We start from the raw sequence: 14,983 nt of genomic DNA, 5'->3' as shown, positions 1-14,983 counted from the left end.
GCTGGAATGTCGCTGGGGTTTCGGAAGACTGGAAGGTCTTTCGTGATTTTGTTGCTGCGCTCATATACCAACACTAACTCAGAACGTGTTCTGAAGTCTATGGGCGCTAAGCAGCTGTGAGAACGGTTAGCGACTCCTCCAGCGTCGGGACCTCGAAGTGATCGAAGTATTCGGCCGGCCGGTTCCTCGCTTAAGTGGAAGTCGTCTGCGGTGCTCTATCGTTCTGGAACGAATACGCGCGAGTGCTATGGATCGTTTGCAGCTCGATAACCGGGGGTGCCGTCCGGCATTACTCAGCGGGGCCAACCAGCCACAGTGCCAGGTTTCTCGGGTGCCGGCCATCGTTCTGGCAGTATTTCCGTATGGTGTGGATGTGGACGATCATCGGTGCGGTTTTGGGTATCGTTGGAAGTTTTGTATTCGAGTACCTTGGTCGCTAGTCGTCCGCAGGTCGGGCTGTGTGAGGCCGCACAGAAAGTGTCCGGTCTCAATTTTGTTGGCCATTCCGTATGCGTTCTGCCCGTGGGGCAAGCTGACGGCTCTTGTCAGGGCTGAGAAGTTGACGAGTTGCTGTGGCCCAGCGAGCGGGGACGCCCGGACGGGGGTCTGCCAGATTAGCGGCGGGTCTGGCCTGGCATGCGGTCAGTTAATTCTGCCTTCGAACGCGATGGCGAATGCATGGAGGGCTGGCTTCCACCTCGATGCCCATCGTGCCCGGCCGGGAAGGCCTCGATGGCACCTGCAGCGGTACCTGTTCCGGGACCGATAGCGTCATACTCCCTATGAATGAGAGCCGGGCGCCGAGAACCCGTGTCGGGAATTTCCGGTGCGCTGAAGTCCTCGGCGGTGCGGGGTGTTCCGACCGAGCCGCGTAGGATCAGCCGGGCAGTGAGGTCCGATCCGTTGGCCACGGGTTTACGGCCTTCGATTTGCCGGATGAGCGCATTGGCGGCGGCCACGCCCATCTCGTATGCAGGTTGGGAAATGACCGTCAGCGGCGGGCTGGTCAGCCGGGTCCACGCGAAGTCGTCATACATCAGGAACGAAATGTCGCCGGGGATGGACAGGCCCAGCTCCTGGATGGCCTCCAGGACGCTGAGTGCAATGAGGCCGTCGGAGGCCACGATGGCGGTGGCCGGTTCCGGCATGAGGAGGACTTCCCGGGTGATGTTCCGGATGGACTCTGCGTCGCCGGCATTCAGCCGCACCAGGTCCTCGGGGAAACCCCGTCCGGCTTCGAGAAATACCCGCTGCATGCCCTCCAGGCGCTCGGTGATCTGCGAGGAATCCAGCTCCGCCCCTTCGATGTACGGGGAGTCTGTCTTGAGGGTGGAGATGAACGCGATCCTGCGGTGGCCGGCCTGGAGGAGGTATCGGGTGGATTCGTAGGAAATCTCGGCCATGCTCACGGCGATGGTCTCCACGTCCAGCCGCTCGGCTTTTCGGTCCAGGAGCACCAGGGGCCGTCCGGTTTCGTGAACGTACTGTAAATGTTCTGTTTCAAGAGACGACGCCGGGGCGACGATCAGTCCGTCCACCCGCTTGTCGAGCAGGACCTGGACGGCCTCGATTTCCGCGGTGAGTTCCTCGTCGGTGTTGATCAGGATGACGTTGTAGCCGCTCTTCTTTGCCGTGTCCGTGATTCCCCTGGTGGCCAGGCCAAAGTGGGGGTTTTCGATGTCACCTACGACCACGCCGATGGTGTTAGATTTCCCCGTGTTCATGCTGCGGGCGAGCTCGTTGGGGCGATAGGAAAGCTCCTCCGCCGCCGCAAGAACCCGTCCCCGCACTTCTTCGCTGACGGCCCCGTAGTTGCCCAGGGCCCGTGCGGCCTGGGCCTTGGATACCTGTGCCGCCTTCGCGACGTCGGCGACCGTGATCTCGCGCCGCCTCGAACCATTGCTGCTCATGCATGCCTTCCGAAGGGGCCTTGACGGCCAGTGTGGTTTGGGTTACATTTTTTTGCAACCCCTTGTGAGTCCGGTCTCAATCCTAACCACTGAGACCGGACTCAGCAAGGGAATTCCTGAAAGGCCCTAGGCCGCTTCCTGCTTCTCATGATTGGAAATTTGCTGTGACTAAACGACTGAACTTCCGCCCGGCGGTGATCGTTGCGGCTGCTGTCGCAGCCCTCCTGGCACTGAGCGGGTGCGGCGGATCGACCCCTGCCTCGTCGTCGACGGCCGGGAACCCTTATGGCCTCATCGAACCCGGTACCATCCGGGTGGCCAGCCTGGGCGATGCCAAGCCCTACACCTTCACGGACGCCACCGGAAACTTCACAGGCTTCGATGTCGAACTGTTCAAGGATGTCGCGCACCGCGCCGGTGTGGACAAGGTCGTCTTCACCGGACAGGACTTCTCGGCGATCCTGCCAGCCGTCGCCAACGGCCAGTTCGACGTCGGGGTCGCGGCCATCGGCATCACGGACAAGCGCAAGCAGACCGTGGACTTCTCCAACGGCTACCTCGCCGGATACCTGACCGTCCTGACGACCAAGACCTCAGGGATCAAGAGCGTCAACGACCTGGCCGGCAAACGGCTTGGAGTAGTGCAGGGCACCTTGCAGGAAGCCTATGCGGTGAAGAATTTCCCCACCGCCAACCTGGTGCGCTTCCCGGACAACAACGCCGCGATATCGGCCGTGAACAGCGGCTCGGCAGACGCCCACTTCCTGGACTACGAGGCCGCCAAGTCCTACGAGACGCAGTTCGGACTGGTCAGCGCCGCCGACATTCCCTCCTTTGACGCACCGGCCGGCTTTGCCCTGGCCAAGGACAAGACCGCCCTCAAGGACGCCTTGAACAAGGGACTGGCCGCGGCCATGGAGGACGGCACGTGGGAGACGCTCTACAAGAAGTGGTTCCCGGGCTCCCCGATGCCTGCCCAGTACCTGCCCAAGGCCGAGCAGACCGCCACCCCGACCCCCAGCAAATAAGCCCCTGCCAAGCAGGCAGGCGGACCGCACCCGGTCCGCCCGCCCGACAGCCAACTAAGTCTGAGAGCAAACCATGGACTGGTTTAGCACCATCACACGTACATTCTTCGATTTCGGCGCGATGGCCGAGGTCCTGCCCCAACTGATCGGTGTGGGCCTGCTGAACACGCTGATCATTTCGGTCTCCGCCACCATCATCGGCGTCGCACTGGGCATGGTCGTTGCCGTCATGGGGATCTCATCCTCCAAATGGCTGCGCATCCCCGCCCGCATCTACACCGACCTGTTCCGGGGCCTCCCGGCCATCCTCACCATCCTGCTGATCGGCCAGGGCTTCGCCCGGCTAAGCCAGACAATCTTCGGCCCCTCCCCCTACCCGCTGGGCATCATCGCGCTGAGCCTTATCGCCAGCGCCTACATCGGCGAGATCTTCCGCGCCGGCATCCAAAGCATCGACAAAGGCCAGGGCGAGGCCTGCCGCGCCCTGGGCATGAGCTACGCCAAATCCATGCGGCTCGTGGTAGTGCCCCAGGGCATCCGCCGGGTCCTGCCGGCCTTGGTGAACCAGTTCATCGCCATCGTCAAGGACTCCTCGCTGGTGTACTTCCTGGGCCTGCTCGTCGGCGAACGCGAACTCTTCCGCGTGGGCCAGGACGCCGCCGTACTCTCCGGCAACCTCTCCCCGCTGGTCATGGCCGGCATCTTCTACCTCGTCATCACCGTGCCGCTGACGCACCTGGTGAACTACTTCGACAGCCGCTTCCGCACCGGCCGCCGCCGGCCAAGCGCGCCGAGCAGCGGCCTGAAGGAACTCACAGAACTCGACGCGGCATCGCCGCTGATCACCGGGAGCAACACATGAGCGCCAGCACCAGCACCAACAACACCACCGCCGGTGCCCAGACCTTCCACGGCTCCAGCCTGGAACTGAAAAACCTGACCATGGCGTACGGCGACATCCAGGTACTGCGCAACGTCAGCCTGAACGTCGCTCCCGGCACCACCACCTGCATCATCGGCCCCTCGGGATCGGGCAAGTCGACCCTGCTCCGCGGCGTCAACCGGCTCCACGAACCCAAGAGCGGCGACGTCCTCCTGGCCGGTGAAAGCGCACTCACGGTCAAACCGGACATCCTGCGGGCCCGCATCGGCATGGTCTTCCAGCACTTCAACCTCTTCCCCGACCACACCGCACTCGAGAACGTGGCCCTGGCGCTCTGGAGCGTGAAGGGGATGTCCAAGGCCGCAGCCAGGGAACGTGCCCACCGCAGCCTCGCCGAAGTCGGGCTCGCCGAACGCGCCGACCACCGCCCCCGGGACCTCTCCGGCGGCCAACAGCAACGCGTCGCCATCGCCCGGGCGCTGGCCATGGAACCCGAAGTGATGCTTTTCGACGAAGCCACCAGCGCCCTGGACCCCGAACTCGTCAAAGGCGTCCTGAACCTCATGGCCGGCCTCGGCGGCCGCGGCATGACCATGCTGGTGGTCACCCACGAAATGGGCTTCGCCCGCAAAGTCGCCGACCAGGTGGTCTTCATGGATGAAGGCGAGGTAGTGGAGAGTGGTACGCCCGCGGACCTCTTCGACAACCCCCGCAGCGAACGGCTCCAACGCTTCCTCTCGGAAGTCCTGTGATGCCGAACGCTGCAACTTCTCCCACCCGTACGGCCGTCGTCGGATTCGGAGTCTCCGGCAAGGTCTTCCATGCGCCGCTGATCTCTGGTGACCCGGGCTATTCCCTCGACGTCATCGTGACGGCGGACCCTGAGCGCGCTGCGGAAGCGGCCAGGCTCTACCCGAACGCGCGGATTGTCCCGACCCCGGAGGCACTGTTCGCGTTGGCCCCGGAGCTTGACCTCGTGGTGCTCGGCACTCCCCCGCTCACGCACTTCGACCTGGCCGCAACCGCGATCGGCCATGGCCTCCATGTGGTGGTGGACAAACCCTTCGTCACGGCATCGGCTCACGGTGAAGAGCTCATCGCCAGGGCGGCCGACGGCGGTGTGCGGCTGACGGTATTCCAGAACCGCCGCTGGGACGCCGACTTCCTGACCCTCCGGAACCTCATCCAGGAAGGAGCCCTGGGTGAGGTCCGGAGCTTCGAATCGCGATTCGAGTGGTGGCGGCCCGAAGGCTTCGGCAACTGGCGGGACACCGCCTCCGTTGCCGACGGTGGCGGGATCCTTCACGACCTCGGCGCCCACTTGATCGACCAAGCCATCCAGCTTTTCGGTCCCATTGAAGATTGCTATGGCGAAACCGCAAACCATGGTCCGCGCGGGGACGGGGCCGATACCGACGCCTTCGCGTCCCTGCTCCATACCTCGGGAGTGCGGACCAGGCTGTGGATGAACGGCATGGCTGCCCAGGCCGGTGCACGGTTCCACGTCCTGGGCTCCAAGGCCGGCTACACCAAGTGGGGACTCGACAGCCAGGAGCCGGCCCTCGCGGCCGGCCTGCCGCCGTCGGATCCCGCCTATGGCGTTGACCCCCAGGATTCTTGGGGGGTCCTGGGTGTTGACGGGGCCACCGCGCCCGTCCCTGCCGAAAAGGGCGCCTACCCCCGGTTCTATGCCGAACTTGCGGCGGCTATCCGCGGGGGCGGCCCTTTGCCGGTGGACCCGGCAGAGTCACTTGAGACCCTCAAAGTCATCGAAAGAATCCACGCCTTCGCGTAGGCAGATCTTTCCATCTGTGCCAAGGCCGCCCTGCGCGGCCAACGACCAAACCCCAAAGAAAGGGAGAGCCATGTCCTCCACGGCCCCTACCAAACATATCGTCATCATCGGCGGCGGCATCCTCGGAGTCTCCACAGCCGTCCACCTGCTCCGCGAAGGCGCGTCCGTTGTCCTGCTCACCGAAAAGGGCCTCGCCAGCGAGGCCAGCGGCCGCTCGCTCTCGTGGTTGAACTCCGCGGGAGAACGCTCCACCCCCTACCACCGGCTGCGCCTCACCGGGGTCGACCGTTACCGCACATTGTTCGCCGCGGATCCCAGCCGTGAATGGCTGCAATTCGGCGGCGGCCTCATGTGGAACGCCGCCGGACAGCAAGCCGCCACGGAAGCACGCCACGCCTACGAAAAGTCCGTCGGGTATGACTCGAAGCTGCTGAAGCCAGAAGAGATCGAATCCGCCACCCCCGGCATCAATCCAATTGCGGTGCCGGAAAGCGCCATTTTCAACCCCGGCGAAGGCTGGGTCAGCCTGCCGGACCTGATCGAACTCCTCATGGACGAATTCCACGCCCGCGGTGGCCAGCTTGTCCTCAACGCCGGCAAGGCCTCGGTCACGGTCGACGACGGCCGCGCCACCGGCGTCGAGACCGTCGCCGGCGAAACCTACCGGGCCGACGCCGTCCTGGTGGCCTGCGGTGCCGCCACCCCCGCCGTCGTCGCACCCCTGGGCGTCGACATCCCCAACGGCTCCCCCGTCTCCATGCTCGTGCTCACCAAGCCTGTAGATCATGGGGTAAAGGCCGTCATGAACACCCCCCGCGCCGCCATCCGGCCCAACCCGGGGAACACCTTTGCCCTGGACCACGACTGGTACGAAGAGCACATCACCGAACACGCGGACGGCTCCTTCAGCATCCCGGAAGACATCGTCCAGGAACTCGCCGACGAGGCGTCAAAGCTCATCGCCGGCAACCCCGAGCTCAAACCGGCGTCCTGGAAGATCGGCTACAAGCCCATCCCCGGTGACGGGGAACCCGTCCTCGGCGAACTCGGCCAAGTGCCGGGCTGCTACGTCGCCTTCACCCACTCCGGAGCCACGCTCGGACTCATCGTCGGCGAACTGCTGGCAGATGAAATCCTCACGGGAAGCAAACACCCCATGCTCTCCACCTTCCGCCCCGGCCGATTCTCCTAGACGACACTGGACAGGCAGGGGCCCGTCTTCGACCGGCCCCTGCCTGCAGCAAATCTGAACTTCCCTACGTTCAACCCCGCTGGGCTCTCCGCGCCCCCTGCCTGCCGACGCCATGGAAACGCAAACCTCCGGGTCGGACAGCCACTGCCGCGGCCCTTCGCAACGACGCAGAACGGGCAACACCGGGATCTGGTAGGGCGTGGCTCCACCGGATCATGAGCTGAAATCTTCGGTACTGAAACCAGAAATTGCGGCCTGGAACAGGCTTGGCTATGCAGTGAAGCAGGCCATCGCGCTGTCCCCGACGGACCACGTTTGCGCCTTTCGGCAAGCGCAGATCGGCCAGGACGGTTCCCGTCCCGGACGAGGCAGCCCGCTGCATCGCGTTGCATCGACCTCCCCCTCCACGCGGATTCCACGGATCCTGATTCTTCTTCCTGGCTTGGCCCCGCACATCCAAGCGCCCGCCGGCCCTGGCGCGCTGCAGCCTGCCCTTTTGGCCTGCACCTGTCTTCTGCTCCGCCATCGCGGCCATCTCGCGACGACCGCCACATTCAGCGGGCGCATGTAAATTTCCCGGATTCCCTTGACAGCAGCCAGGAGTGATGTTTATCTCGTTAAGACATCAGTCAAGTGACAGAAGATGTCTGACAACCTCCCCCAGAAAGACCTTGATCATGCTGAATTTTGACCCTGACCGCTTCCTCTCCATCCAGAATGGCTCCGTTGCCGTGGCGGAAAAGCTGGACGCCACGGTGCGCCAGTGCCTTGATGACGGTGCCGAGAACCTCTTCTTCCTGGGCGCCGGCGGGGTGATGTTCCTGACCCAACCGGCGCTGCGTCTCCTGCAGACCAAGTCCACGTTCCCGGTCCATTACGAGATGGGGGCCGAACTGGTGGAAGCGGACTCCGTCCACCTCGGCCCCAAGTCCCTGGTGATCATGCCGTCCCTGTCCGGAACCACGAAGGAGGCCGTCGCGGCTCTTGAGTTTGCGAAGAACAAGGGTGCCACCGTTATCTCGTTCACCGGGCACTCGGATACGCCGATCGCGCAGAAGGCGGACTACAACTTCACGAATTTCGCTGAGGATGACACCTCGTCCGAAATGTTCTACCTCCAGACGCTGCTGGTCGCCCTGTCGGTGATGCGGCACCGCGGAGAGCTCGATCGGTACGAAGAAACCGTTGCCGAACTGCAGCTGCTCCCCCGGCTCCTGGTGGACGTCAAGCAGTCCTTCGAGGAACGGGCCGCCGCGTTTGCCGCCACCATCAAGAACGAGGACTACCACATCATCACCGGCGCGGGATCGACCTGGCCCGAAGCCTACTACTACGGCATGTGCATCCTCGAAGAGATGCAGTGGATCCGTACCCGCCCGGTCCATGCCTCCGATTTCTTCCACGGCACCCTGGAACTCGTGGAGGAAGGCGTCAGTGTCATCGTCTTCGGCGGCGAAGACGAAAGCCGTCCCCTGACCGAACGCGTCGTACAGTTCGCGCCCCGGTTCACCGACAAGGTTCATGTCTTTGACACCAAGGACTTCGAGCTGCCGGGGATCTCCCCTCAGACCCGGGCCTTGATCTCCCCGGTCCTTCTGGCCACGGCCTTCGAACGCGTCAGCGCCCACCTGGAGGTCCTGCGCGATCACCCGCTGACCACCCGCCGCTACTACAAGAAGCTGGAGTACTAGGCCGCGAAAGCGCGCCCGGTACCAAGGAAAGGCAGAACAATGAAAACCTTTTTCAAGGCCGTCGCGGCCGCCGGCATCGTAGCCGTCGCCCTCACCGGGTGCGGCTCCAGCAGCACGACACAGCCCTCCGCGGCACCGGCGGCCGACCTGACACCCGTCAAGTACGAAGGCAGCGTCAGTGTCATCACCCGCTACGCAGGGGCAAACGCGGCCTTCTTCGAAAACATGGCCAAGGCCTACGAGGCGGCACACCCCGGGGTCAAAGTGAATCTCCAGCAGGAATCCGACGAGGGCTACAAGGACAAGATCAAGACCCTGACGGCATCCCAGAGCCTGCCCGACGTCTACTTCTCCTGGGCCGGGGACTACGCCGAGCAGTTCTACGACAACGGGCTGGCCCTGGACCTGACCAACATGATCGCCCCGAAAACGGCATGGGGGTCAACCATGACCCCGCAGGCACTGGACGCCTTCACCAAAGACGGCAAGACATACGGCGTTCCCCTCGGCCTGGACGCAAAGTACATGCTGTACAACAAGAAGCTCTTCACCGACGCCGGCGTGGCCGTGCCGACGGACCTGAACGGGCTCCTGGCTGCGTGCACGACCTTGAAATCAAAGAACATCACCCCGATGTCCTTCGGTAACAAGGACGGCTGGCCGGCCATCCACTTCATCACCCAGCTCAACAGCTACAACGTCCCCGCCGCGACCCTGGATAAAGACTACAAACCGGCCACGGCGTCATTTGAAGATCCCGGATACAAACAGTCCCTGGACCAGTTCGCCCAGATCGTTGACAAGTGCACCACCACCGGCAAGACGGCCAACGGCACGGACTACTACTCCGAACGAGACGCATTCGGTCAAGGCAAGGCCGCCATGTTCTACGTCGAGAACCTCGAGTTCGCCGCCGCAGCACCCAAAGGCAGCAAAGCCGAGGCGGACGGCTATGATCTCTTCCGGCTTCCCGCGCCCGCAGCGGCCAAGGGCGACACCAAAGCCCTCACCGGCGCCCCGGACGGCTTCCTGATCAACCCCAAAGCCAAGAACCCCGCCCTCGCCGTGGACTTCATGAAATTCGTCACCAGCAAGCAGAACGCAGAAGCCCTGGCCTCCACCATCGGCTTTCCGAGCCCCGTCACCGGTTCCCTCAACGAATCGAACTCCACCCCCCAGCTCCGCGCAAGCATCCAGGACCTGCAGAAGGCCAGCCGGCTCTCCATCTGGCTCGACACCGTCACCGTTCCCGCGGTGGCCGACGCCTACCTCTCCGGCGTCGAAGGCATGATCAGCGGCACGAAGACATCCCAGGACGTCATGACCGCCGTGAAGACCGCGTCCGACCAGGCCAAGTAGCGTGTCAACCCAAGAGAAGACGTTCCCGCCGCCCGGCCTCAGCGCCGCGGCGGCGGGAACGCCCGTCCCGCGCCGCCGCAAGCCTGCCCGGAAGAAAAACACCTGGCACGGCCTGATCTGGGTGCTTCCCGGCCTGGTCACCCTGTTTCTTTTTGTCTACTACCCCCTGGTACTTAACTTCCGGTACAGCCTGGAAACGTCCAACATCTTCACCGGACAACAGCGGTTCGTCGGCCTGGAGAACTACACCCGGCTCGCCGCAGATCCGATCTTCTGGAAGGCCTTGGGCAACAATTGCCTGTACGCCGGGATCTCCATCGTCTTCCAGGTGGGCTTTGCCCTCGTGCTCGCCTCACTGATCGAAAACCTCCGCAATCAACGGTTCAGGGCAATCCTCCGGTCAATCTACTTTCTGCCCTCGGCGATTTCCCTGACCGTGACAGGCCTGCTGTTCGCCTTCATATACCAGCCCCAGGGCGGCCTGCTCAACGGCATGCTGGACGCGGTGGGCCTGGATTCCCTGCAGCAGGCCTGGCTGGGCAACCCGGCCACGGCGATGCTCGGGATCATCATGATGAGCCAATGGCAGGGATTCGGGTACTCCACCCTCCTCTTCGCCGTCGCCATCCAGCGCATCCCGCGGGACCTCTACGAAGCCTCAGCGCTGGACGGCATCGGCCCGGTCCGGCAGATCTTCTCCATCACCATTCCCCTGGTCCGCGAAATGACCGGGCTCATGATGATCGTCACGATCTCCGGCGCGTTCCAGGTCTTCAACGAAGTCATGGTCACCACCTCCGGCGGCCCCGACAACTCAACCCAGGTACTCGGCACCTGGCTCTACCGAAGCGGTTTCATCAAGAACGACTTCGGCTACGCCGCAGCCATAGCCACCGTCATCTTCATCATCACCCTGGCCCTGGCCCTGATCCAGGTCCGTTACACGAACAAGAGGAGAGTCTGATGACCAGCCCCGCACGTCTGTGGCCCATCATCGGCCGGCTCATCCTGACAGGCTTTCTGCTCGGCCTTGCCATCGTCGTCCTCTACCCCCTGCTGTGGATGTTCATCAGCTCGATGAAATCCAACTCGGAAATACTCGGCAATCCGTTCGCCTGGCCCACAAACCTTGACTTCAGCAGCTACGGCCGCGCCGTGGACCGGGGCGTCGGAACCTACCTCTTCAACAGCGTCCTGGTGACAGCGGTCAGCGTCGTGTCAACGACGCTGCTCAGCGCCTGGGCCGCCTTCGGGCTGACCAGGATCAACATCCCCCTCAGCAAACCGATCCTGATGATCATCGTCGGCGGCCTGATGCTCGCCCCGACCGTCGCCCTTGTCCCCCTGGTGAAACTCATGCAGGCATGGGGCCTGTACGACACGTACTGGGCGCTCATCATCCTCTACACAGCCTTCCGGGTCCCGTTCACCACGTTCCTCATCCGCTCCTACATGATCGATCTTCCGATCGACGTCGACGAGGCGGCGGTCCTGGACGGCGCCAGCAGGCGCCAGACCTTCTGGCGGGTGACCATGCCCATGTGCACACCCATCATCGTCTCCGCCGTCATACTCCAGGTCCTCTTCGCCTGGAACGAGTTCCTGTTCGCCCTGATCTTCATCGGATCCGACACGCTCAAGACACTCCCGGTCGGCCTTGCCACCCTCTCATCGCGCGCCGTCACGGACTTCCCCTCCGTCTTCGCCGGAATGACCATCGCCGCGGTCCCGATGATTGTGCTGTTCATCCTCGGACAGCGCTACTTCGTCCGGGGACTCGCCGAAGGCGTCGGACGCTAACAACACCCCGCCCCACCAGCCCACATACCACCCCGCCGGCACGGAAAGGAACCCAAGATGCAAGCATCTGAACGACCCGCCCTAGGGTCGATAGGTGACAACACGATCGACCAGTACTTCGGATCCAGGAACCAGAGCTTCGTCGGCGGAAATGCACTCAATGTCGCCGTGCAGTTCAGCCGGCTGGGGCATTCCACCCGCTACGCCGGAGCCATCGGCCCCGACGAAGACGGCCGCCGAATCCGCCAGGCCCTGGAAAGAAACAACGTCATCACCGACGGTCTCGTCGTCCTTGACGGCGTCAGCTCGATCTCCAGAATCCGGGTCATGCCGGACGGAGAACGCCTCATCGAATTCGAGGACTTCGCGGTCTGCGCCGACTACAAACCCGACGACCGAGAACTGGACGCCCTCGCCCAATGCGCCTTCGTCCACATCGGCATGAGCCCTTTCGCAAACGAAATCCGGAAAGAACTCAGCCGCAGGGGCGTGCCGATCAGCCAGGACTGCGCCGTCAGCACCGGATTCGACCTCCTGGACGTCGCCTTCTGCTCAGCCGGCGATGATCTGGACACCGCCCGGGCAATGGCCGAATCCGCGATCGGCGGCGGCGCCCGCCTGGCCGTTGTCACCTGCGGGCCGGCGGGAAGCATCGCATTCGACGGGACCGCATGGACCCGCCAGCACGCCGACCCGATCGAAGCGGTGGACACCACCGGAGCCGGCGACAGCTTCATCGCAGGATTCATCGCCGCCTTCGCGCGCGGCCAGGCGCTGCAATCGTGCATGCAGGCAGGAGCAGCCACCGCAGCAAAGACGTGCCTGCACTGGGGCGGCTGGGCCCAGGAAGGGCAATAATGGAAAAGCCCCGCTCCGGCTGAAGCATCACCGCACCACCGGTCCGGGGCCACCCACGGACCACCCCAACTCCAGACCCAACCTCCGCACCCTTAAGGATCCACGATGACGACGTCCCTGAACCAGCCAGCCGCCAGCCCCCGGACGGCCCCGGTCGGTGGCCGCGGTCTGATGTCTGTTCAGGTCCGGGACCGGCTCATCGGATACTTCCGGGAGAACGGCACCAAACCCGGAGACCAGATCCTCAGCGAACCCGAGATTGTCGAGCTGTTCAAGGTCGGCCGGAGCACCGCCCGGGAAGCAGTCAAACTCCTCGAACACGAAGGACTCGTCGAGGTCCGTCCCGGACTTGGCCGGTTCCTGACTTCCCTCGCGACCGCGACCGTCGACCGGCCGGTCACCCGGTTCGAATCAGTGACCGAGCTGCTCAAGAGCCTCGGATACGACGCACAGACCCTGGTGCTCTCCGTTGAAGAACACCGGCCCGAGGCTGTCGAGCGCGAAGCCCTGCAACTCTCCGAAGAAGACACCGTCGTGCGGCTGGTCCGGCTCCGCTCCGATGGCGAGGAACCGCTGATCTTCAGCATCGACACCATCAGCAGATCCCGCATCCCGGGTCCGATCAAACACATCGACTGGAGCGGTTCCGTCTCCACCTTCCTCCGCGACCAAGGATACCCGCTCTCGTTCTCGGCGGCACGGCTTCAGGCAGTAAACATGCCCGCAGACCTGAAGGAACGGTACTCACTGGAAGGCCACGACCCGTGGTTCCTGATTACGGAAACGGCCGTCACCGCCAACGGTGAACCCGTGCTGTACGCCCAGGACTACCACCGCGGGGACACCTTCACCTTCAACGTGCTCCGCCGCTGACAATCCCGCCACCGCTTCACACCATCGGCCAGCTTCAGGCAAGCCCCGCACGGCCGAAAACGTACCTGCCGTCCCGCCGCACCCCCGCGCGCCCGGACGACACTCATATGCACCCGAAACGAGGAACCATGTCCAAGCAAAAGCAGTTCAAGCTCCGCCCGCCCGTCATCGCCGCCGACACTGACCAGTCCTACTGGCTGCAGTCCACCCGGGACCTCGATGACACCCCGGCCCCCGCCCTGGGCGGCCCGGCCACGGCCGATATCGCGATCATCGGCGGCGGGCTCACCGGACTGTGGACCGCCATCCGGATCCTGGACGCGGACCCCGATCAAAAAGTGACAGTCCTCGAAGCCGACATCTGCGGCTCCGGCGCTTCCGGGCGCAACGGCGGCCAGATCCATTCCTGGTTCGAAAGCCTGGACCGGCTGACCTCCGTCACCGGACCGGAAGAAGCCCTGCGCCTCGCCCAGGCGACCAGGGAAGCCATCCAGGAGCTGAAAGCCCTCCAGGACGCGGGCGAGCTCGACATGGACCTGAGGCTCGATGGATGGATCTGGAGCGCAAGCTCACGGGCCCAGGAACAGGCCTGGGAGCCGGCCCTGGAAAGGTGCCAGGCGAACGGAGCGGCACGGTACCGGCGGCTGGACGCGGCAGAACTCAGCCGCAGGACGGGCTCCAGCATCCCCTACACTGGCGTTGTCGAAGACATGGCAGGATCGCTGAACCCGGGCAAACTCATGCGGAACCTCAAGAAGTACGCGATCCGCAAAGGCGTCATAATTCATGAACACACCCCTGCCCTGAGCATCACCCCAGGCGGCCGTGTACGCATCGAGACGCCCGGGGGCGAACTCACAGCGGCCAGGGTCCTGATCGCCACCAACGCCTGGGCATCCTCCATCCCCGAGCTCCGCCGCAAAATGTACGTCGTCGACAGCCAGGTCGTCGTGACCGAACCCATCCCGGACCAGCTTGACGCACTGGGCTGGAAATCCGGGGAAGCCATCTGCGATGCCCAAAACCAGGTCCTCTACTACCAACGAACCGTTGACGGGCGCATAGTTTTCGGCCGGGGAAGCGGCGGAACCATTTTTGGCGACCGCATCGGGGCCAAGATGAACCGCCATCCGCGGTGGGTCCCGGACAGCCTCCGGGAACTCCAGCGCGTCTACCCCAGCCTCAAGGACGTCAAAATAGACTACGACTGGCTCGGACCCATCGACTGCGTTCCGGCACACGTGCCGATGTTCGGAAACCTCACCGGCCACGAGAACATCTACTACGCCGTCGGCTGGAACGGTACCGGCCTGGCCCAGATCCCCGCCTGCTCACGCATCCTCTCAAGCATGGTGCTCGGCCTGGATGATCACCGGGCGCACAGCAAGCTGATCAACCAGGCCACCGCGAAAAGCCTCCCCCTGGAGCCGATCAGATACATCGGGGCAACGATCGTCCGGGCCGCCTTGATTCGGAAGAACGCCGCGGAAATCCGGGACAGGAAGCCTGGCATCCTCACCGAAGCCGTGGTCCGGCTCATGCCCAAGGGAACCACCGAACACTGAGCTGCGCCACCACTCGCAGACACGCCCCC

The 14,983-nt window shown here is 63.9% G+C and carries 12 protein-coding genes and 1 pseudogene; 12 read left to right on the top strand and 1 reads right to left on the bottom strand.

The features are described from left to right. Positions 1-839 precede the first annotated feature (839 nt). Positions 840-1,910, bottom strand: a pseudogene (locus tag A3M3_RS26360) (LacI family DNA-binding transcriptional regulator); the annotation flags it as partial. A 164-nt stretch (positions 1,911-2,074) separates the two neighbouring features. Between A3M3_RS26360 and A3M3_RS0121685 the strand changes: the two are divergent. The 12 genes from A3M3_RS0121685 (at position 2,075) to A3M3_RS0121625 (ending at position 14,954) form a co-directional block, all read left to right on the top strand. Further along, positions 2,075-2,938, top strand: a complete 864-nt coding sequence (locus A3M3_RS0121685; RefSeq protein ID WP_028268088.1) for an ABC transporter substrate-binding protein — start codon at positions 2,075-2,077, stop codon at positions 2,936-2,938. Positions 2,939-3,011: 73 nt separating this feature from the next. Beyond that, positions 3,012-3,800 carry an amino acid ABC transporter permease gene (locus A3M3_RS0121680; RefSeq protein WP_028268087.1) on the top strand — a complete coding sequence of 263 codons (789 nt, stop codon included), beginning with the start codon at positions 3,012-3,014 and terminating at the stop codon, positions 3,798-3,800. Then, positions 3,797-4,573, top strand: a complete 777-nt coding sequence (locus A3M3_RS0121675) for an amino acid ABC transporter ATP-binding protein (protein WP_028268086.1) — start codon at positions 3,797-3,799, stop codon at positions 4,571-4,573. Before A3M3_RS0121680 ends, A3M3_RS0121675 begins: the two co-directional genes overlap by 4 nt. After that, positions 4,573-5,616, top strand: a complete 1,044-nt coding sequence (locus tag A3M3_RS0121670; RefSeq protein ID WP_028268085.1) for a Gfo/Idh/MocA family protein — start codon at positions 4,573-4,575, stop codon at positions 5,614-5,616. The genes A3M3_RS0121675 and A3M3_RS0121670 overlap by 1 nt, the downstream gene beginning before the upstream one ends. Before the next feature lie 70 nt (positions 5,617-5,686). Then, a complete protein-coding gene (locus A3M3_RS0121665) occupies positions 5,687-6,808 on the top strand; it encodes an NAD(P)/FAD-dependent oxidoreductase (protein WP_028268084.1) in 1,122 nt (373 codons plus the stop codon). A gap of 677 nt (positions 6,809-7,485) precedes the next feature. Next, entirely contained in the window at positions 7,486-8,499 is a 1,014-nt protein-coding gene (locus A3M3_RS0121655; RefSeq protein WP_028268082.1) for an SIS domain-containing protein, read from the top strand. A gap of 39 nt (positions 8,500-8,538) precedes the next feature. Next, positions 8,539-9,858, top strand: coding sequence for an ABC transporter substrate-binding protein (locus A3M3_RS0121650; RefSeq protein WP_028268081.1), 1,320 nt, complete (start codon positions 8,539-8,541; stop codon positions 9,856-9,858). A 1-nt stretch (position 9,859) separates the two neighbouring features. Beyond that, positions 9,860-10,822, top strand: coding sequence for a carbohydrate ABC transporter permease (locus A3M3_RS0121645; protein WP_051423478.1), 963 nt, complete (start codon positions 9,860-9,862; stop codon positions 10,820-10,822). After that, a complete protein-coding gene (locus A3M3_RS0121640; RefSeq protein WP_028268079.1) occupies positions 10,822-11,658 on the top strand; it encodes a carbohydrate ABC transporter permease in 837 nt (278 codons plus the stop codon). Before A3M3_RS0121645 ends, A3M3_RS0121640 begins: the two co-directional genes overlap by 1 nt. Positions 11,659-11,715: 57 nt before the next feature. Continuing rightward, positions 11,716-12,516, top strand: coding sequence for a PfkB family carbohydrate kinase (locus A3M3_RS0121635; protein WP_028268078.1), 801 nt, complete (start codon positions 11,716-11,718; stop codon positions 12,514-12,516). A 105-nt stretch (positions 12,517-12,621) separates the two neighbouring features. Next, a complete protein-coding gene (locus A3M3_RS0121630) occupies positions 12,622-13,389 on the top strand; it encodes a GntR family transcriptional regulator (protein WP_197023364.1) in 768 nt (255 codons plus the stop codon). A gap of 128 nt (positions 13,390-13,517) precedes the next feature. Beyond that, the gene (locus tag A3M3_RS0121625) at positions 13,518-14,954 is read left to right on the top strand and encodes an NAD(P)/FAD-dependent oxidoreductase (RefSeq protein WP_035743692.1); all 1,437 of its coding nucleotides are present in this window, start codon (positions 13,518-13,520) and stop codon (positions 14,952-14,954) included. Positions 14,955-14,983 lie beyond the last annotated feature (29 nt).

Source organism: Arthrobacter sp. MA-N2 (genome assembly GCF_000517125.1).
GTDB classification, from domain to species: domain Bacteria; phylum Actinomycetota; class Actinomycetes; order Actinomycetales; family Micrococcaceae; genus Arthrobacter; species Arthrobacter methylotrophus.
This window is presented reverse-complemented; position numbering and strand designations above follow the sequence as displayed.